Genomic DNA, 16,627 nt, shown 5'->3' on the forward strand with positions numbered 1-16,627 from the left:
GCAGAAACTAATTGGTGCATCATTATATAATTTAGAGAACTGTTATTATAGTATGAAAGAGTATGACAAAGATGGTACGAAAAAGATAAAAGCGACCTTCTCCCTCACACGTTATTTACATTGACACAGATTTACTTCAAGATGAAGGATATTAACAAAGCCTTGATTCTTTACAAAAAAGGAATCGAAAAAGCTAGAGCCTTTAATGATGATGTTTTGATTGCTGAGTTTAATTATTTAAAAGCTTTATATATCGACTCTATAGATAAACGCACAGTTTTCCAAACTTTTTCTGTACTTAAAGATAATGTTATGTATCCAGATTTAGAGGAGTTAAAAAAGCTTGTCGATGGAGCCACTTTTTGTGACTTTGTCAACAAGCTGAAAGAGGCCTATATCAGGCCTCTTTTTTTATCACACGATTTCACTGCACAAGCCATTCCCTGCATGAATCAGTCAGTTTTTGCAATTCATTGATAAAAACACCTGCATGGTAACCATCACATACTGCATGATGACATTGCAGTGCTACAGGCAAGTATGTCTCTTTTCCATCTGAAAAGAATTTCCCGTTTGTTATGATAGGGAGCAAATGGTCGCTGTTCGCCAGGTTCAGATGAAAGCTCGTAAAGTCAACCCATGGAATTGAGGAAACGGAAAACGTGTTGGCAGGAATATTCTCTTTTGCCCATAATCCTTTTTTGTCTCCAAACCTCTCGATGTCCCTCACATAGTTTTGATAAAACCGTGGAAAATCATGTGAATATTCCGACCATAAGGCGGAAAAGGTCTGATCCTCCTGATGAAAAATCGTATAGCACGGATTCATCTGTTCCCAACATCCCAACTGCCCGTCATGAAATGCCGTTCTGAATTCAGGGTGGGCGTTCACTATTCTCGACACCATATAAATAAAAGCAGGATAGAACTTGACTTTCTTGTCTCGCAGTTTGTTCAGCAGCCCGGTCACATTGATGTTAGCCGTTATGCTGTATGAACATTTCCCCGCTTTCATGTAATGTTCAAAATAAGGTTTTCTATGCCATTGCTCAAGTTCAATTCTTTGAAAATTCATGTTTAGCCTCCTAAAATAATGGAATTTTTATTTTAGGAGGGATGATCCACTGATTTCACCAACATCCACACCTCATGTCATCTTTCTTCCATTACAATAACATGTAACAGCTTTTCGGAGCAAACGAAGGAAAACTCCTTTGTCATCTTGCTCAACAGACCCGTTAAGGTCTGCTTATTTCTTGCAAATTCTGATGAAAAGCTTCATTTACGGATTTACAATGTGTATTCTTGGATCTTCAAGTATCTCAAATAGTCTCGACCCTGTTTTGATTCCAAAATCTTTTTTAAGCGCAGGAGATGCTAATACCTCACTTTCCTGTCTCTCCGTATTCCCTACAACAGCAAGATAACTTGTTAAGGGATTAAGCCCCATTGTTACAGCCGAAACAGAAGCATAAAAGGATTTCATATCGACACAAAGTATATTCTTGCGTGGAAATTGTGAATAATCAATCATTGTATGTAACTCCTATGATGTCATTCATGTTGATATGGACTGTATTGCCGTTCTGATCTTAAACGTGAAGCTTTTGTTGCTCAAAGTTAATGTAACGTACTCTGCCGGCGACATTTTCAACGAACCCGTTGTTAAAAAGCTTTAATACCAGTTCTTTATTAAATTCAAGTGCTTCAGAAACAAGAATATCCATCTCTTCAATTTGTTGAGCGTCTAAGGATGGCTTTTCAATTTTTGATACATCAAGTAAGTCTTGTTTAAGCTGTGTTAAGTGTTCTGGTAGCATCATTGATGTCCATTTGATTGTCCCTTGATCTCTAAGCAATTTGGCTCACTTGAATGGGTTTGGCTGAATTGGGCCATTTTATCGGCAATGGTTTGAAAAACTTTCATAAATCCTGAAGGTCAATTTTATAATTTTCACTTTAAAAGGATGCTTATATCTAAAAAGCCTTGAATACCGAATTAAAGAAAAACATCAAGATAATGATGGCTAGTACAACAACAATCTCAAAAGTATGTGAACTGCCATCTTCTTTTTCTCGTTCTGTCTTCTCCCTCATTTGTTCCCTATATTTTCTTTGAATTTCATCCTTTTTCTTATCCATCTTACTCGACCCCTGTCAAAATAAAGTAAAGCCAAGCAGTTCTGAATTATTTTTATTCCTTCCTTACTTTTAACTTAATTTTATCCATTATTATCAAATGGTTTTTCGTGGTTCTGTACCAACCCTGAAAATAAGCAACTATATCAATCATTACCTTCTCTGCTTGCCCTTTTATCCATTAAGCAGTAAAGCTTTCTTTAATGGATATCCTATCTACTCCTAGGAAATAAAACTCTGTTCCATTTGGTCATCTTTTATCTTAATTTTTGTCAATTATTTTTGTGAAAGGTAATTAAAATCACGGTTGCTAATGTTGTTAAGATTGATGTCTTTGCTTACCTCTTGTACATACGGTGTAATGAAATCCACAATAGGTGTCATATCAAAAGGAAAATCAAAGTCCAACAACTCAGAATTTGATTTATATATCTGTTCTTTAATAAAGAAGCGGCAATCTGGTTTCATGTTTAACAAACCATCTATAAAAGAAAAGGTATCAGCTGTAAAATCTTCAAGATATCTTTCTTCAGTGAATGCAATGACCTGAATAAAGTTCGAGGAACCCTCGTATTCATTTTCATCCTCTATACCAATTAAAACTGGATTATCACACAACTTTCCTTTTCTTTTTGAATCAACAATTAAAATATAGCCATAGATGTTTGAAGTTTCTTTTTGTATGACCTGAAAAAACTCGACTTCATTTGTTCTAAGCAGCCTGTAAAATTTTAAATCCATATAAACCTCACTCTGAATAAAATGATTATTTTATTACTATTATACTACAATTTTCCATGGTCACACTAAACAAAAAGCAGTCTATTCAGATCTGCTCCTTGGTGTTTTCTTCTTTTAACTTTTTGTTTAGCTTGAATCCAATTAAAACATTGACAATCGCAGCCGGAAAATATAAAATTCCTGCACCCATTATTCCTAACGACGCAGTACTTGAGTTCACTATAAATGCCTGCATTTCTATGTTTCTTGACTTCAAGCTAAGTAATACTAGGATACCAGCTAAAACCCCTATAAGCCGTGCAATACCTGGAATAAAGAAATCTGTTAGGACTCCAAATAATTGCCCAATCGTTGATAGCACAATTCCGAAAAAGCTGGATAATAAAACTAACTTTTTAATGGCATTTCACCCCTTTTCAAAGCCGCTTCCATTCCACATGCTCTAACCGCTTTTGATATAGGTCTTCAAGTATAGCAGCCCACTCTACAAACCCTTCAGCTACTATGCTTTTCAATTCATCATTCTCTTTCCATTCAATCCAATACATCTGAATACCCCTTACCGTGTCACCACTTGAGTTTCCCTTACCTCACATTACACTTAGTTTTAAGCTCACTTGCAACTTCAATGACCTCTAACATTGTTTGCATTTTAGAAGCGCCGTGAATGTCTTTGGATGTCAAATAACCGCTCTCATCTAACATGAATGCTTTGAAGTATTCCTTGTTTTCAAACTGCAGTACATAAAGTAATGAAGTAAAGGCATAAATCAACCTCTTTTAAATAATTTTGTAATCCTAATTATTAATGGCAGCAGACCGATTAACATGAAGAAGACTAATACATTAAGCTTATTTTTGAAGAACAGATTGGCCAAATTCCTTTCCATGCCTACTGATGTTTCTTTATCCATCAGTTCTTTAAACTCTTCATCATAGTCCTGGTCAACAAAAATAAACTTAATGCCAGTCAACAATCCCACTCCAAGCCAGATAATAAAAATAAGCTAATCCAATCATTGTTTCCCTCCCTATATCGAACGGAATTTGGTATTCTTGAATATGTTGAATAAATTATGTGGGTGATCTTGCGGAAGAGAAATATGAAACAAATGGGTGACACTTCAATCGTTTATGATTACAAGGAGTATCCAGACGTCCGCTTATCAAGACTTAAATCGTAAAAAGTCTTAAAAAATAAGGTTGATACATATTATAGATGACTAATATGTATCAACCTTTTACTTTACATCCTTAGCAATAAGTTTGCATAATAATCTGTAAAGGATGCCTATTTCATATACTTACTTAAAGGAGAGTGTTACTTGTGCGTAAAACCTGTGTTCCGACTGGCGTTGAACTAAAAGACACTGGCTTTGGATATACGTTGTCATTAATAAGTGGTAAATATAAAATGATCATTATATATTGGCTATCTGAAAATAAGGTTATGCGGCATAATGAGCTGAAGCGAAGTATCGGTACCATTTCCTTTAAAACGCTAAGCATCATGTTAAAAGAGCTGGAGGCGGAGGGCCTTATCTTACGCAAGGAATTTCCCCAAATACCTCCAAAAGTTGAATATTCATTATCTGACCGTGGTCTTTCTCTCGTTCCATTGTTAAATATGATGTGCGAATGGGGAGAGAAAAATCGTTTGCCATCTCTAAAGAATGTGTAGCGGTAGTCATATCTATCCTGTTTAAATCAAAAGAAGTATCTCTTCAACAAAAATACTTCTTTTTTATAACTTTAATAAATCTTCCTATTACAGATTGTCAACAAAATTCAAATAATCCTGAGCGCTTTTTTCTACTTTGCTTGTACCCGGCTCACTTTCTGCACCATAAAACGCAAAAAATGAATGATAATCTGCATTGCAATACAGGAATGTCATTTCAAATGGAACTAATATTTGTTCAAGTGTATGCCGATATCTTCTGTTTTCATTATAGTCTTCTTTTTGGATTCCGGCAGATACACTTAAAGCAACTCTACGATTCTTTAATTTATCTCCTCCATTAGAACCATAAGCCCAACCATAAGCTAAAACATCGTCAAACCATTTTTTTAGGAGAGGCGGACAATTAAACCAATATATAGGGAACTGGAAAACAAGATTACCATGTGATTCAACTAATTTTTGTTCTTTTTCCACGTCAATGTTTCCATCAGGGTAAACCTTAGACAATTCATGAACAGTATACTTTTCCGGATACTTTTTCAGTTCTTCTATCCATCGCTTATTAATGACGGATGTTTCTATGCTGGGATGTGTTACGATAACAAGAGTTTTCAAAGATTTGTCCTCCTTAATTATTATTTATATCTTGATAATAAAGTGCAGACTGTAAATATGTAAGTATGCACTTTTAGTTCAGGTACTTACATAAAGGTGAGTGTTAATCAGTGATAAAAGTTTTCTATAAGGGGGACTGGCGAATCTAATACCCGCAAAGTAGAATAGCTGCATTCTCGAAATTAATCTTTCTCCCGTTCAAAAATTTTGTTCAATATAAAACAGCTGACATTTCTTAATAATTATGAAGAGATCACCTCAAGCTAAACTTGGGTGATCTTTTTTTCTTCCCTTTAAAGCATTGCTTTCTTTTTTAGTCTTTTTGTTATGCTGAGTCAGCATGGGTAACGTCTTTTATAGATGACACTTTAATCTCTCCATTCTGTGTGAAATTGTTGTTTTTTAATTAGATGCCATAACAAAAAAAGCGTCCTAACTTTAGCTGCCGGTACGCTTTCTTTCTTAATATATGAACATATACGACATTCCAGAGTTATTTGGATTTTCAAACTATATTTTCTGAAGTGGCTGACCCTTTCTTAAAATAAGCTTCTAACTGATAAATGTGTGCATTCAACAATCTCACTCCACAACCACATAGCCTTTGTTTGCAATGTAAAGCCGTCAGGCAGCTTCTTCATTTACATTAACATTGAACCTCTTGCCGGTTGTTTTATGTACAATAGCCAGTTCTTCTCCATTAAAGAATCATACAATAAACAAATAAGGATCATTTTTAAAAAGCTCATACAGCACGTTCGCATATTGGCGTTCTTGTCTGTAAGTAATTCAAAATTAATCAACCGTATGTATAAGTCTTTGTCTGATAAATTTAATTTGTTTCTAAAGTAATTAATTGCTTCATCTTGTTCTTTAGGCATTTTTCCAATCTCCTATTTGTATAATGTTTTAATACACACTATATTGGGTAAAAATTTGTAGAGGTGATTTCTTTGAATAATGATCATAAAGTTACTCATTACTCTTCATTTATTTTTTCAACAATCATGGTATTGCTGGTTGCCATCTTTCCACAGTACACTTCTTGGTTTGTAGCAGTTTTCTTCTTGGGTTTTGCACTTATCTATACATTCCAAAAACATAGAACAAGTTCATCAAAAGCACTTTCTTATATTTCGTATTTTTTATTCATCGTTTCATTGACTTACACTTTAGTTAATATGTAATAATAATCCTCCACTGTGGGAGGATTTTTTGTTTAAACTTATTTCTCAGCAGCTTTTGGGCCACCTGTATCTGTAATGATAAAGCTATCTGATCCAATTTTTTTCTTACGATCTTTGTCTTCATAAATTGTAACATTGTGGCGTGTCATTAGTGTCGCCCCGGCCATTTTAAACTCTTTACGATCTTTAAAATAAACAACAGGATACTCGCCTAAGATAATCATATTTGCTAATCCAGCTAAATACGACGACCATCCACCTGAAGGAAGGTTTAATGCAAATCCTAGAGTCTGAACAACTGCAGCTAAAGAATATTTTTCAAACTTTGTGCTTCCATACTCAGTTCCTGCTGATTCCCAGTCATCAGCAGCTGCTTTAATGTTTTGACTGCTAAACACTGAGGCTGTTTTAAGTACATTAACTGGTTGATTAACACTTAATGTATTTATATGGTTCTTTCTGGCTTCTTCTTTAGCTTCCGCTCCAGCCGCAAAAGGTGAAAACAGCCCACCAATCACCAATGTTCCAACAATACCTACCTTACAGATTGTAGAGTTCAAGGTTATCCTCCTCCAAATGTAAAATTGTGTACATTCGGCTATTACCCCATATTTATCCATTTAAACTATAATATGAATTTTTCATTTTGACTTTTTAGACAAATTCTAGGTTACTTTAAGACTTCTTCAACCGTATAAATCATAACTTTAGTTACTTATCAGATTAAATTTCTTTTAATTCCTCTGACTAAATGAAAAATTATTTTCAACTAATTTGTGCTAGTTGTTCACTCTTCAATTTTTGATACATCAAGTAAGTCTTGTTTAAGCTGTGTTAAGTGTTCTGGGAGCATCATTGATATCCATTTGATTGTCCCTTGATCTCTAAGCAATTTGGCTTACTCCTTTATTCAATTCAAATCAAAACGATTGTTCGATGCAATATTGGTAATGCTATTCCATATCTCGAGTGATCCTTACTTAAAACAATCTACATGTCTCCAAATAAAGAAACCTCTAAAAATTCGAAGACACAAAAAATAACAAGGGTATCAAAACCCTTGTTATTTTTCATACGGTCGCACCCACTAGGCCCTCAACATAATAAATTATGAAAGCTTGTTTTCATTACACTCTCTATCTTCCTTTTTCATCATTTCTATATGTTTTTACGAATTATGGTTTAAAAAAGAAAAAGGTACCGTTTGGTACCTTTTTTATCTTTATTTCGTATTTCTTGTGAATTTTGGTAGTCCGAATACAATTGCTATGATGCCGCAGATCCCGATTAAAACAGGATAGAAAGAGTAATGCAAGATGCTGACAGGTGAAATATTTCCAAACTTCCCGGCCGATAACATCTGCGCGCCATAAGGAATTAAGCCTTGTATCACGCAGGAAAAGATATCTAAGATACTTGCCGACTTTCTATTGTCAATTTTAAATTCATCAGAGATATTTTTGGCAATCGGCCCGGCTGCAATAATAGCAATCGTATTATTGGCAGTAGCTAGGTTAGTAACGCTGACCAATCCGGCAATACCGGCTTCAGCACCTTTTTTCGAATGGATTCTTTTAGAAATGAATCCCAGTAAAAAGTCAATCCCTCCGTTTTGTTTCATGACGCCGACCATTCCGCCAATTAACATTGAAAGGATGATAAGATCAGACATTCCGGCAATTCCATCCGTAATTGCTTTAAAATAAGACTCAAACGTCAAGCTGCCGCTTGCAACTCCTATAATTCCTGTTAAGATCAATCCGCCAAAAATGACAGCCACCACATTAAAACCAATTAATGCAAAGACTAACACAGCAACATAAGGAAGCACTTTAAACCAGCTGTAAGATTCAGCTCCGATATGTCCTACGTGTCCTGTCGGTATAAAAAATAATAAAATGACAGTTATGATAGCTGCAGGCAAAACGATCAAAAAATTCGTTTTAAATTTATCCATCATTTGTGTTTTTTGTGACCGTACTGCCGCGATGGTGGTGTCCGAAATAAAAGAAAGATTATCTCCAAACATAGCTCCGCCGACAACAGCTGCAATAGCGATTGCAGGGGACAAGCCAAGTTCTCCGCTCAAACCGGCGCTAATTGGAGCAACTGCCGCAATCGTCCCCATTGATGTTCCCATCGAAACAGAAATAAAACAAGCAATGATAAAAAGCCCTGGCAGTATAAACTGCTGCGGAATAATGCTCAAAGCAAGGTTGACGGTTGAGTGTACCGCTCCCATCGCCTCAGCTGCAGAAGCAAAAGCACCTGCTAATATAAAAATGATAACCATAATAATAATATCAGGATGACCCGCACCGGAAGCAAACCATTCTATTTTCTGATTGAGCGATTGCTTCTGGTTAAATGAAAGCGCGAAAGCCGATGCTATAATTGCCGCAATCAATATTGGCAATTTATAGAAATCTCCAGTCAATACACCGGAGCCGACAAAAAGGCCTACAAATAAAAATAGCGGCAATAGCGCCCAAGGATTTCCATTTTGTTTCATCTAAGTAGCCACCTCTAATTTTCAGTATCAAAGTCGTTAAACATAGTCTAAGCAACATTCCATACTTTAAAAGGCTACAGTAAAAAAGTCAAGCGGAAAAATAGTATAGTAATTATTAAATTAATAACAGAAAAGAAAAAAGGATTTTTCAAGGAGAGGAAAAAACACTCTCATCAACAGATTATTTGGAAAGTTCCTTATACAAATACAACTGTTTGATGAGGTGTGTTTAAGCGGGAATATCATTTTATTAAACTTTGGGAAGCTGGCAACATGCAACGATACAGGGCATAAAAACTGTTTTAGCTATTATCAATAATATAAAAAGGAAAGGATTCAACCCTTCCTCTTTATGCACCAACTCAACTTGCGGTCATAGCAATTGTTATTTAAAAAGCAATTTCAGAGAACATGAGAAGCATTTACAAGAAAATAACTTTCAATAAGTAAAAGCACCCAACTTAATAGTTGGGCGCTATTTTCATATTCAAATTGAGTTCTTGTAAGCACTAATTGCTTCGTTACGTAGTAACATGTTATCTTTGTTAACCATGCCTAAGTTGTAAGCTTTTTTAATAATATCTAATACCTGCGAATCCATTGCAGAAAGACTACCTCCACCATTTAATCTAGATTTCCAATAATCTAAAGACTTATTTAGGTCAAGTGAGCTTTTTTTATTCTCGGATTCAACTACCTCATTTTTCTCAAGTTTCTCACAGAATTCACTAAAGCCAATGGATGAAGGAGTTGGATTATTCCCTCCATACCCTTCTGTAGCCAAGCTGCAAAATGCTAAGAATTTCGGATCATAAATAAGATCACTTGAGTCTACATTTACCATCGATAACCACAATCCTTTCAGAGCTTTTTATAATCATAGAGCACCCTTCCATCTTTACACATGTTAAATATCGACAATTGTTCGAATGTTTTAATGATTGAATAAAAAAGAACCTGCATTAAGCATGTTCTTTCCCTAATTTACAAACTTTTGTTTTATGGATAAAACCATTATTTTATTGGGAATTTTGGATGTAGGTTCGAACAAGCAACAACCTTGGTATTGTGTTAGTCGTATCAGCATCCCTATCGTCAGCTAAAGCTAACGGTACAGATACTCAGTCATATGAATTTCCAACTTACAAAAAGTGAGATCCAGCAAACAGCTATTTAATTCAAAAGGGAGCTTCCATCAAACCTAGCGCATCTTTATAAGTTTCCAAAGAGTATAAGCACCAAAAGATAATAAACCAACACCTAGTAGAAGTGCTAAAATCAAACCACCAAAGAAATAAAATCCTCCCATGAATCTCACTCCTTTTCAGTATCATTTTGCCATTGTAGAAGCAATCTTCTTGATTATCTCATGTCCGTACCTACTTTCTAAAGTTGTATTCGTTGGTGATGATGCCTTTTCAGAGTGACACTTCTGGTGTTTTGTGGGTGATACAAGATTATACCAATTTATTAAAATAGAAAACAGATAAAAAAATCCCCTGACACCAATAGTGCCAAGGGATTGAGAGATTAATACTGAGACATATACTGTTCGCGTTCCCAAGGGTGAACTTGTGTGCGGAACATATCCCATTCGATTTCTTTTGCTTCGATGAAGTGTTCGAATAGGTGCTCGCCTAGCGCTTTGACCATGACTTCGTTTGATTTGAACTCTTCTAGCGCTTCCGCAAGTGTTGCTGGAAGGTCAACGATTCCGTTTTCCATGCGCTCTTCTTTGCTCATCACATAGATGTTGCGGTCGATTGGAGCTGGCGCTTCCAGTTTGTTTTTGATTCCGTCTAAGCCTGCAGCAAGCAATACGCTTAGTGCAAGGTACGGGTTAGCAGCTGGATCTACGCTACGTACTTCAACACGTGTGCTGATGCCGCGGGAAGCCGGGATACGGATAAGCGGGCTTCTGTTTTGCGCGCTCCATGCTACGTAGCAAGGTGCTTCATAGCCAGGAACAAGACGTTTGTAAGAGTTTACTGTCGGGTTTGTTACTGCTGTAAAGCTTGTTGCGTGCTTCACGATACCTGCAATGAAGTGTTTCGCTGTTTCACTTAACTGAAGATCTGCGTTTTCGTCATAGAATGAGTTAACGCCATCTTTGAAGAGTGATAGATTACAGTGCATACCGGAACCGTTCACACCGAACAACGGTTTTGGCATAAATGTCGCATGCAAGCCGTGTTTGCGGGCAATTGTTTTGACAACCAGTTTAAACGTTTGGATGTCGTCACAAGAGCGGACTGCACCAGCATATTTAAAGTCGATTTCATGCTGGCCAGGCGCTACTTCGTGGTGAGACGCTTCGATTTCAAAGCCCATCTCTTCAAGCTCAAGTACGATATCGCGGCGGCAGTTTTCTCCCAAGTCAGTTGGAGCCAAGTCGAAATATCCGCCTTTGTCGTTTAGTTCAAGCGTCGGCTCGCCTTTTTCGTCTAATTTGAATAAGAAGAATTCAGGCTCAGGCCCGAGGTTGAAATCACTGAAGCCTAGGTCTTCCATTTCTTTCAAAATCCGTTTTAAGTTGTTTCGCGGGTCACCTTCGAAAGGTGTGCCATCCGGATTGTAGATATCACAGATGAAACGTGCTACTTTACCTTTTTCAGCTGTCCATGGGAAGATAACAAATGTATTTAGATCTGGATACAGGTACATGTCTGACTCTTCGATGCGAACGAATCCTTCAATAGAAGAACCGTCAAACATGACTTTATTATCAAGCGCTTTTCCAAGCTGGCTTACAGGAATTTCAACATTCTTGATCGTTCCAAGAATGTCAGTAAATTGAAGACGGATATACTTGACGTTTTCTTCTTTTACTAATTTTACGATATCTTCTCTAGTGTACTTTGCCATTTCGTAAAACTCCTCCTCTAAAAGGTAAATGTATATAGCAAAACAGTTGCTAACGGATTAATGAAAGAAGCGGGACATGTCGCCTTGACGGAATGTATTCCCTCTTTGAAAACGGCCAGCTTGCATGAGCTCGTTTTTCAGGAGTTGTCTCAACTCGTCATCGGACAGATCATGTTTCATTGGTTTTTTCGTCTTCTCGTTTTGTTTTTGCTCCGGCTCGGCTTCTGCTTTCGCCAGAATCTGTTTGATTCCTGCCATGTTTACACCTTGTTCTATCAGGTGCTTGATTTCTAACAGTTTATCTACATCATGAAATGAAAATAATCGTCTATTTCCTTCGCTTCTAGCTGGAAATATTAGTCCATTTTCCTCATAATATCGAATTTGTCTTGCTGATAATTCAGTTAACTGCATGACAATTCCTATTGGAAATAAAGGCATTGAGCGGCGAATATTATCACTCATCTCAATTTCCTCCTTTTCTTAACTTAGTTTCATTATAGGTGATGTTATATTTTGTGTCAATACGATGTAAGGATTCTTAACATGAAATTCAGTGAAATTTTTAAAAAATTTAAATTAATTGTTTTTCCATGAGTGAATCCACTGCACTGCATATGGCATTCTTCACATGCGAATAGGTTAATCCTCCCTGAACATACGCTACATACGGCGGGCGGATAGGGCCATCTGCTGATAATTCGATGCTTGCTCCCTGAATAAATGTGCCTGCTGCCATAATGACATCATCTTCATATCCCGGCATGTAGGCCGGATAAGGCGTCACGTGGGCATTGATCGGCGATGCAAATTGAATCGCCTGGCAAAAGGCAATCATCTTTTCTCTGTCAGAAAACTCAACGGATTGTATCAAATCTGTTCTTTTCGCATCCCATTTCGGGTTTGAAGTGAAGCCCAGTTTTTCAAGGAATCTCGCTGTAAACACCGCTCCTTTTAAACTCTGAGACACAACGTGAGGCGCCAAAAAGAAGCCTTGATACATTTCTTGGAGCGAGTAAAGAGATGCTCCTGCTTCTCTGCCGATGCCAGGTGACGTCATACGGTATGAGCAAGCTTCAATCCATTTCGCTTTTCCGACGAGATAGCCTCCTGTTTTCGCAAGACCGCCGCCGGGATTTTTAATGAGAGATCCCGCCATCAGATCGGCTCCGACATGGCAAGGCTCAAGCTCTTCCACAAATTCTCCGTAACAGTTGTCCACAAAGACGATCAGGTTTTCATTGATTTCTTTTACAAAACGGATCATTTCTTTTATTTCACTAATTAAGAAAGAAGGACGATTTGCATATCCTTTTGAGCGCTGAATGCCGATTACTTTCGTCTTCGGATTGATCGCTGCGGCGACTGCATCATAGTCTATTTTTCCGTCTTCTGTCAGATCAACCGCATTGTAGCCGATTTGAAAATCCTTTAATGATCCAGCGTTTTCTCCGCCTCTGACGCCCACAATTTCTTCTAGCGTATCATATGGCTTGCCCGTTATATAAAGGAGCTCGTCCCCCGGTCTGAGCACACCGAACAAAGCAATCGAGATGGCATGGGTGCCTGAGATAATTTGCGGCCTTACAAGCCCCGCTTCTCCGCCAAACACATCCGCATAAATGCTCTCAAGCGTGTCTCTTCCGATATCATCATAGCCGTATCCTGTAGACGGTGTGAAATGAGTGTCGCTTACTTTGTGTTTTCTATAGCTTTGAAGCACCCTCCATTCATTGCGCTCGCTGATTTCTTCTATTTGTTTATGAACGCCGGCAATGTCTGATTCCACTTCCATTGCCGTTTTTTTCAATAATTCTCCGTGTGTTAATGTGTCAAACATGTCTTTGAATTTCCTTCCTACATATACTTCTTTAATTCACCGATGATACTTTGCTCTTCTTGCACATAGCCTGATATGTCGTACCGTTCATTTTCTTCATTAAAATAGAAGCGGTCAACCATTGTTTCCGATTTGATTCTCGAAAGGAGCTTACCTTCACTTGCCGGCACATGCGCTTCAAAAGATGTTAACAGCTCTTGGCGCAAATAGCGCTGAATCGCTTCTTTAAACGTTTCAGCGTCTTCCTCAAATTTCGCACTGACCATAATGTGATCCCTTCCGGCGGACGGTATAAAATCAGGCAGCTTTTGATCACGTTTATTGTAAGCTGTCAGCATCGGGATGTCATCTGCTTCAAGCTCTTCAAGCAAACGAAGCACCGTTTTTTCGTGTCCCACGTAATCCTCATTTGAAGAATCAATCAAATGAAGGATCAAATCCGCTTCCTTTACTTCCTCAAGCGTTGACCGAAATGCAGCAATCAGTGTCGTCGGAAGATCCTGAATAAATCCTACTGTATCTGACAGAAGCACGCTGTAGCCGCTTGGCAGGACCATTTTTCTGGTCATCGGGTCCAGTGTGGCAAACAGAAGGTCTTCTTCATAGCTTTCAGCACTTGTCAGGCGGTTGAACCATGTTGATTTGCCCGCGTTTGTATATCCGACAAGCGCAATTTGAAGCACACCGTTTTTCTTTCTTCTTTCACGGTATCGGCTTCTATGGCGAATGACAGTTGAAAGCTGTGTGTTGATTTCATGAATGCGATTTCTGATATGGCGGCGGTCGGTTTCCAGTTTCGTTTCCCCGGGACCTCTCGCCCCAATTCCTCCGCCTTGCCGGGAGAGATTGATCCCTTGCCCCGTCAGACGCGGAAGTGCATATTGCAGCTGAGCCAGTTCAATCTGAAGTTTGCCTTCTCGCGTTCTTGCCCGCTTTGCAAAAATATCTAATATCAATTGCGTACGGTCAATCATCTTCACTTCAATCGCTGTTGCCAACGACTTCAGCTGACTTGGAGACAGCTCATCATTAAAGATAAGGAGATCAGCCTCAAGCTCTTCCACCAGTGCCTTCAGCTCTTCTACCTTCCCTTTTCCTATATATGTAGCGGCGTCAGCCCTGTTCCGTTTTTGTGTGACGCTGGTCAATACTTTTCCGTCTGCTGTTTTTGTCAGAGATGCAAGCTCTTCCATAGAATTTTCAAAATGCTCATCCGTGATATGCGGCAGCTGACATCCGACTAAAATAGCTTTTTCCTGTCTTGTTTCCTGTTCGTTCAAATGGATGTTCCTTTCTTTTGCATATTGGGCAGTAGTATTATCATACCAAACCCTGCATGTGTATACCACAAATCGATTGCTTTGAAAAGCAAGATATACAGCAAAAAACAGACCTCTCGAAAACTGAGAGGTCTATACAGAGCCAGACGCTTCTTCTTTAATGGAAAGATCTTGGCTTTTAATGGTCATCAAGTCGCTTTTTAAGTATTGATCGCCCATTAAAAGCCTCATGGCTTGCGCTCTGATCGATTTTTCGATCACATTTCTGACAAAACGGCCATTGCTAAATTTAATGGGACTTGTCGTGCTTTTGACTGTCATTAAGTAATCTTTTAATTTCCATTCCGCTTCTTGACTGAGCTGGTATTCCCTGTCAGCGATCATGCGTTTTGCAATCTCCATGAGCTGGGTCACAGAATAATCAGGAAAATCAATGGAGATGGGAAATCTTGATTGGAGACCTGGATTTAATGAGAGAAAATGATCCATTTCCCGAGAATATCCGGCGAGTATCAAAATAAACTCATGCTGTTTGTCTTCCATATGCTTTACGAGTGTGTCGATCGCTTCTTTCCCAAAGTCCTTTTCGCCGCCTCTTGCCAGCGAATAGGCTTCGTCTATAAACAAAATGCCGCCTAATGACTTTTTGATTAAATCTCTCGTCTTTTGGGCGGTGTGGCCGATATATTCCCCGACCAGATCAGCCCGCTCTGCTTCTATCAGATGGCCTTTTGACAGCACATTCATTTCAAAGAACAGCCTGCCGATCAGCCGTGCAACAGTTGTTTTTCCTGTTCCCGGGTTTCCTTTAAACATCATATGCAGCGCTTGCTTCCCCACCTTCAAGCCTTGCTCCGCACGTTTTTGGTTCACAAAAATCCAAGCGTATATTTCCTTGATGTTGCGTTTCATTTCCTCCATCCCAACCAGTGCGCTCATCTCTTTTTCTATTTCCTTCAAAATGCCGTGCTTCGCTTCGTTTTTTTGCAAAGCGGCTTGATATTCCGCCTCAGCCTCAGCATTTGTCAGCACTTGTTTTTGCCCGTTCAGAATAATGTTGATCTGTCCGTTGTTTTTATAAGTCACAGCGCGCTCCAACATTTTCACCTCTCTGTTCTCTCTATATGATATTCAAGCGGATGCCGTTTGTGACAAACGCCTATCATGTGTCGAAACAATTGCTTTTTTCGGGAACGATAAGGAATCTTGCGCTTTCCCGAGAAATACTTTATTTCTTATTGTATTCACGGACATGGGGTGGACAAACCAAGAGATTTTGTTTTTAATCATTTTGTCAGAACACTGCTCTATGAATATGGTGATATTCCTTTGGATGTATCAACCTCTTTATCATTATTTTCCCAAGTATCAGCCGGAAGCATCGATATGAAATCCCTTATTCTTTCTATAACCTTGTTACGACACTTCACTTAACGAAGCCCGAGCGGAAGCTCCGACGATACCGTGTTCTTTGTTCATAACGTACCCCGGTTTGGCGTGCGGCTTTCGGTTTTGAACAGATCCAATCCAAAAATACGGGACACTCACACCTGTCAGCATATGATTCGTAGTTAAATTGCCAGCCTCATTCATCTAAGATACTGACACATTCTCTTTCTTCTATTTATAAAGAGATGTCTTTAACGACTCGTCCCTTTCTCAGCATATGAAAGGTGCTCCGCTTGTAAATTTACGTTCCAAATGCCTGCTCCAAAATTAGAACGCAAAGACTAAAACGAGACGGAATCAGTGTAAATAAAGCCG

At 38.3% G+C, this 16,627-nt stretch carries 18 protein-coding genes and 7 pseudogenes; 4 read left to right on the forward strand and 21 right to left on the reverse strand.

Translation table 11 applies throughout. The annotated features are described in order from the left end of the window. Nucleotides 1-141 precede the first annotated feature (141 nt). Entirely contained in the window at nucleotides 142-477 is a 336-nt protein-coding gene (locus KHQ79_RS09385; protein WP_225514955.1) for a hypothetical protein, read from the forward strand. On the opposite strand, the gene catA is transcribed toward KHQ79_RS09385, so the two are convergent. The 9 genes and pseudogenes from catA to KHQ79_RS09425 form a co-directional block, all read right to left on the reverse strand. After that, on the reverse strand, nucleotides 425-1,075 hold the full coding sequence (gene catA / locus KHQ79_RS09390; protein WP_019258492.1) for a type A chloramphenicol O-acetyltransferase: 651 nt from the start codon (nucleotides 1,073-1,075) through the stop codon (nucleotides 425-427). The two genes, KHQ79_RS09385 and catA, sit on opposite strands and share 53 nt — an antisense overlap. 210 nt (nucleotides 1,076-1,285) lie before the next feature. Next, a pseudogene (locus tag KHQ79_RS09395) lies at nucleotides 1,286-1,534 on the reverse strand (Y-family DNA polymerase); the annotation flags it as partial. Then, nucleotides 1,527-1,820: pseudogene (locus tag KHQ79_RS09400) on the reverse strand (YolD-like family protein). The pseudogenes KHQ79_RS09395 and KHQ79_RS09400, both read right to left, overlap by 8 nt. Before the next feature lie 157 nt (nucleotides 1,821-1,977). Further along, nucleotides 1,978-2,142, reverse strand: coding sequence for a hypothetical protein (locus tag KHQ79_RS09405; RefSeq protein WP_088110868.1), 165 nt, complete (start codon nucleotides 2,140-2,142; stop codon nucleotides 1,978-1,980). A gap of 273 nt (nucleotides 2,143-2,415) precedes the next feature. After that, nucleotides 2,416-2,880, reverse strand: coding sequence for a hypothetical protein (locus KHQ79_RS09410; protein WP_148981803.1), 465 nt, complete (start codon nucleotides 2,878-2,880; stop codon nucleotides 2,416-2,418). A gap of 85 nt (nucleotides 2,881-2,965) precedes the next feature. Beyond that, on the reverse strand, nucleotides 2,966-3,280 hold the full coding sequence (locus tag KHQ79_RS22395) for a hypothetical protein (protein WP_268310930.1): 315 nt from the start codon (nucleotides 3,278-3,280) through the stop codon (nucleotides 2,966-2,968). A 16-nt stretch (nucleotides 3,281-3,296) separates the two neighbouring features. Next, nucleotides 3,297-3,428 (reverse strand): hypothetical protein, encoded by a 132-nt coding sequence (locus KHQ79_RS09415; RefSeq protein ID WP_088110870.1) that lies wholly within the window; start codon nucleotides 3,426-3,428, stop codon nucleotides 3,297-3,299. 11 nt (nucleotides 3,429-3,439) lie between these two features. Further along, nucleotides 3,440-3,647: pseudogene (locus tag KHQ79_RS09420) on the reverse strand (hypothetical protein). Nucleotides 3,648-3,650: 3 nt separating this feature from the next. Next, nucleotides 3,651-3,900 (reverse strand): annotated as a pseudogene (locus KHQ79_RS09425) (hypothetical protein). A 58-nt stretch (nucleotides 3,901-3,958) separates the two neighbouring features. On the opposite strand from KHQ79_RS09425, the pseudogene KHQ79_RS09430 reads away from it, so the two are divergent. Together KHQ79_RS09430 and KHQ79_RS09435 are read left to right on the forward strand one after the other, a co-directional pair. Beyond that, nucleotides 3,959-4,052 (forward strand): annotated as a pseudogene (locus tag KHQ79_RS09430) (hypothetical protein); the annotation flags it as partial. A gap of 155 nt (nucleotides 4,053-4,207) precedes the next feature. Next, nucleotides 4,208-4,561, forward strand: a complete 354-nt coding sequence (locus KHQ79_RS09435) for a winged helix-turn-helix transcriptional regulator (RefSeq protein WP_060398675.1) — start codon at nucleotides 4,208-4,210, stop codon at nucleotides 4,559-4,561. Nucleotides 4,562-4,648: 87 nt separating this feature from the next. Here the strand turns inward: KHQ79_RS09435 and KHQ79_RS09440 are convergent, their stop codons facing one another. Together KHQ79_RS09440 and KHQ79_RS09445 are read right to left on the reverse strand one after the other, a co-directional pair. Further along, entirely contained in the window at nucleotides 4,649-5,179 is a 531-nt protein-coding gene (locus tag KHQ79_RS09440; protein ID WP_060398674.1) for an NAD(P)H-dependent oxidoreductase, read from the reverse strand. 539 nt (nucleotides 5,180-5,718) lie between these two features. After that, nucleotides 5,719-6,060 (reverse strand): annotated as a pseudogene (locus KHQ79_RS09445) (hypothetical protein). A gap of 72 nt (nucleotides 6,061-6,132) precedes the next feature. Here KHQ79_RS09445 and KHQ79_RS09450 point away from each other — a divergent pair. Further along, nucleotides 6,133-6,366, forward strand: coding sequence for a hypothetical protein (locus KHQ79_RS09450; protein WP_080429009.1), 234 nt, complete (start codon nucleotides 6,133-6,135; stop codon nucleotides 6,364-6,366). A gap of 38 nt (nucleotides 6,367-6,404) precedes the next feature. Here the strand turns inward: KHQ79_RS09450 and KHQ79_RS09455 are convergent, their stop codons facing one another. From KHQ79_RS09455 to KHQ79_RS09500, 10 genes and pseudogenes are all read right to left on the reverse strand, one after another. After that, complete coding sequence (locus tag KHQ79_RS09455; protein ID WP_225514957.1) at nucleotides 6,405-6,926, reverse strand: hypothetical protein; 522 nt, start codon at nucleotides 6,924-6,926, stop codon at nucleotides 6,405-6,407. A 230-nt stretch (nucleotides 6,927-7,156) separates the two neighbouring features. Further along, a pseudogene (locus tag KHQ79_RS09460) lies at nucleotides 7,157-7,258 on the reverse strand (YolD-like family protein); the annotation flags it as partial. Nucleotides 7,259-7,588: 330 nt separating this feature from the next. Further along, nucleotides 7,589-8,878, reverse strand: a complete 1,290-nt coding sequence (locus tag KHQ79_RS09465) for a Na+/H+ antiporter NhaC family protein (protein ID WP_003238338.1) — start codon at nucleotides 8,876-8,878, stop codon at nucleotides 7,589-7,591. Nucleotides 8,879-9,365: 487 nt separating this feature from the next. After that, nucleotides 9,366-9,722, reverse strand: a complete 357-nt coding sequence (locus KHQ79_RS09470; RefSeq protein ID WP_060398671.1) for a hypothetical protein — start codon at nucleotides 9,720-9,722, stop codon at nucleotides 9,366-9,368. A 686-nt stretch (nucleotides 9,723-10,408) separates the two neighbouring features. After that, nucleotides 10,409-11,743: a type I glutamate--ammonia ligase gene (glnA, locus tag KHQ79_RS09475; RefSeq protein WP_003238339.1), complete on the reverse strand. Its 1,335-nt coding sequence runs from the start codon at nucleotides 11,741-11,743 to the stop codon at nucleotides 10,409-10,411. Between the two features lie 57 nt (nucleotides 11,744-11,800). After that, the gene (gene glnR / locus KHQ79_RS09480; protein WP_003238341.1) at nucleotides 11,801-12,208 is read right to left on the reverse strand and encodes a transcriptional repressor GlnR; all 408 of its coding nucleotides are present in this window, start codon (nucleotides 12,206-12,208) and stop codon (nucleotides 11,801-11,803) included. A gap of 109 nt (nucleotides 12,209-12,317) precedes the next feature. Beyond that, nucleotides 12,318-13,583 (reverse strand): methionine gamma-lyase family protein, encoded by a 1,266-nt coding sequence (locus tag KHQ79_RS09485; RefSeq protein ID WP_003238343.1) that lies wholly within the window; start codon nucleotides 13,581-13,583, stop codon nucleotides 12,318-12,320. A 17-nt stretch (nucleotides 13,584-13,600) separates the two neighbouring features. Further along, nucleotides 13,601-14,863 carry a GTPase HflX gene (gene hflX, locus KHQ79_RS09490; protein ID WP_003238345.1) on the reverse strand — a complete coding sequence of 421 codons (1,263 nt, stop codon included), beginning with the start codon at nucleotides 14,861-14,863 and terminating at the stop codon, nucleotides 13,601-13,603. A gap of 132 nt (nucleotides 14,864-14,995) precedes the next feature. Then, the gene (gene spoVK, locus KHQ79_RS09495; RefSeq protein WP_019258474.1) at nucleotides 14,996-15,964 is read right to left on the reverse strand and encodes a stage V sporulation protein K; all 969 of its coding nucleotides are present in this window, start codon (nucleotides 15,962-15,964) and stop codon (nucleotides 14,996-14,998) included. A gap of 315 nt (nucleotides 15,965-16,279) precedes the next feature. Then, a complete protein-coding gene (locus KHQ79_RS09500; RefSeq protein ID WP_225514959.1) occupies nucleotides 16,280-16,456 on the reverse strand; it encodes a hypothetical protein in 177 nt (58 codons plus the stop codon). Nucleotides 16,457-16,627 lie beyond the last annotated feature (171 nt).

It is taken from the genome of Bacillus sp. TSO22 (assembly GCF_020223595.1).
Classification (GTDB): domain Bacteria; phylum Bacillota; class Bacilli; order Bacillales; family Bacillaceae; genus Bacillus; species Bacillus inaquosorum.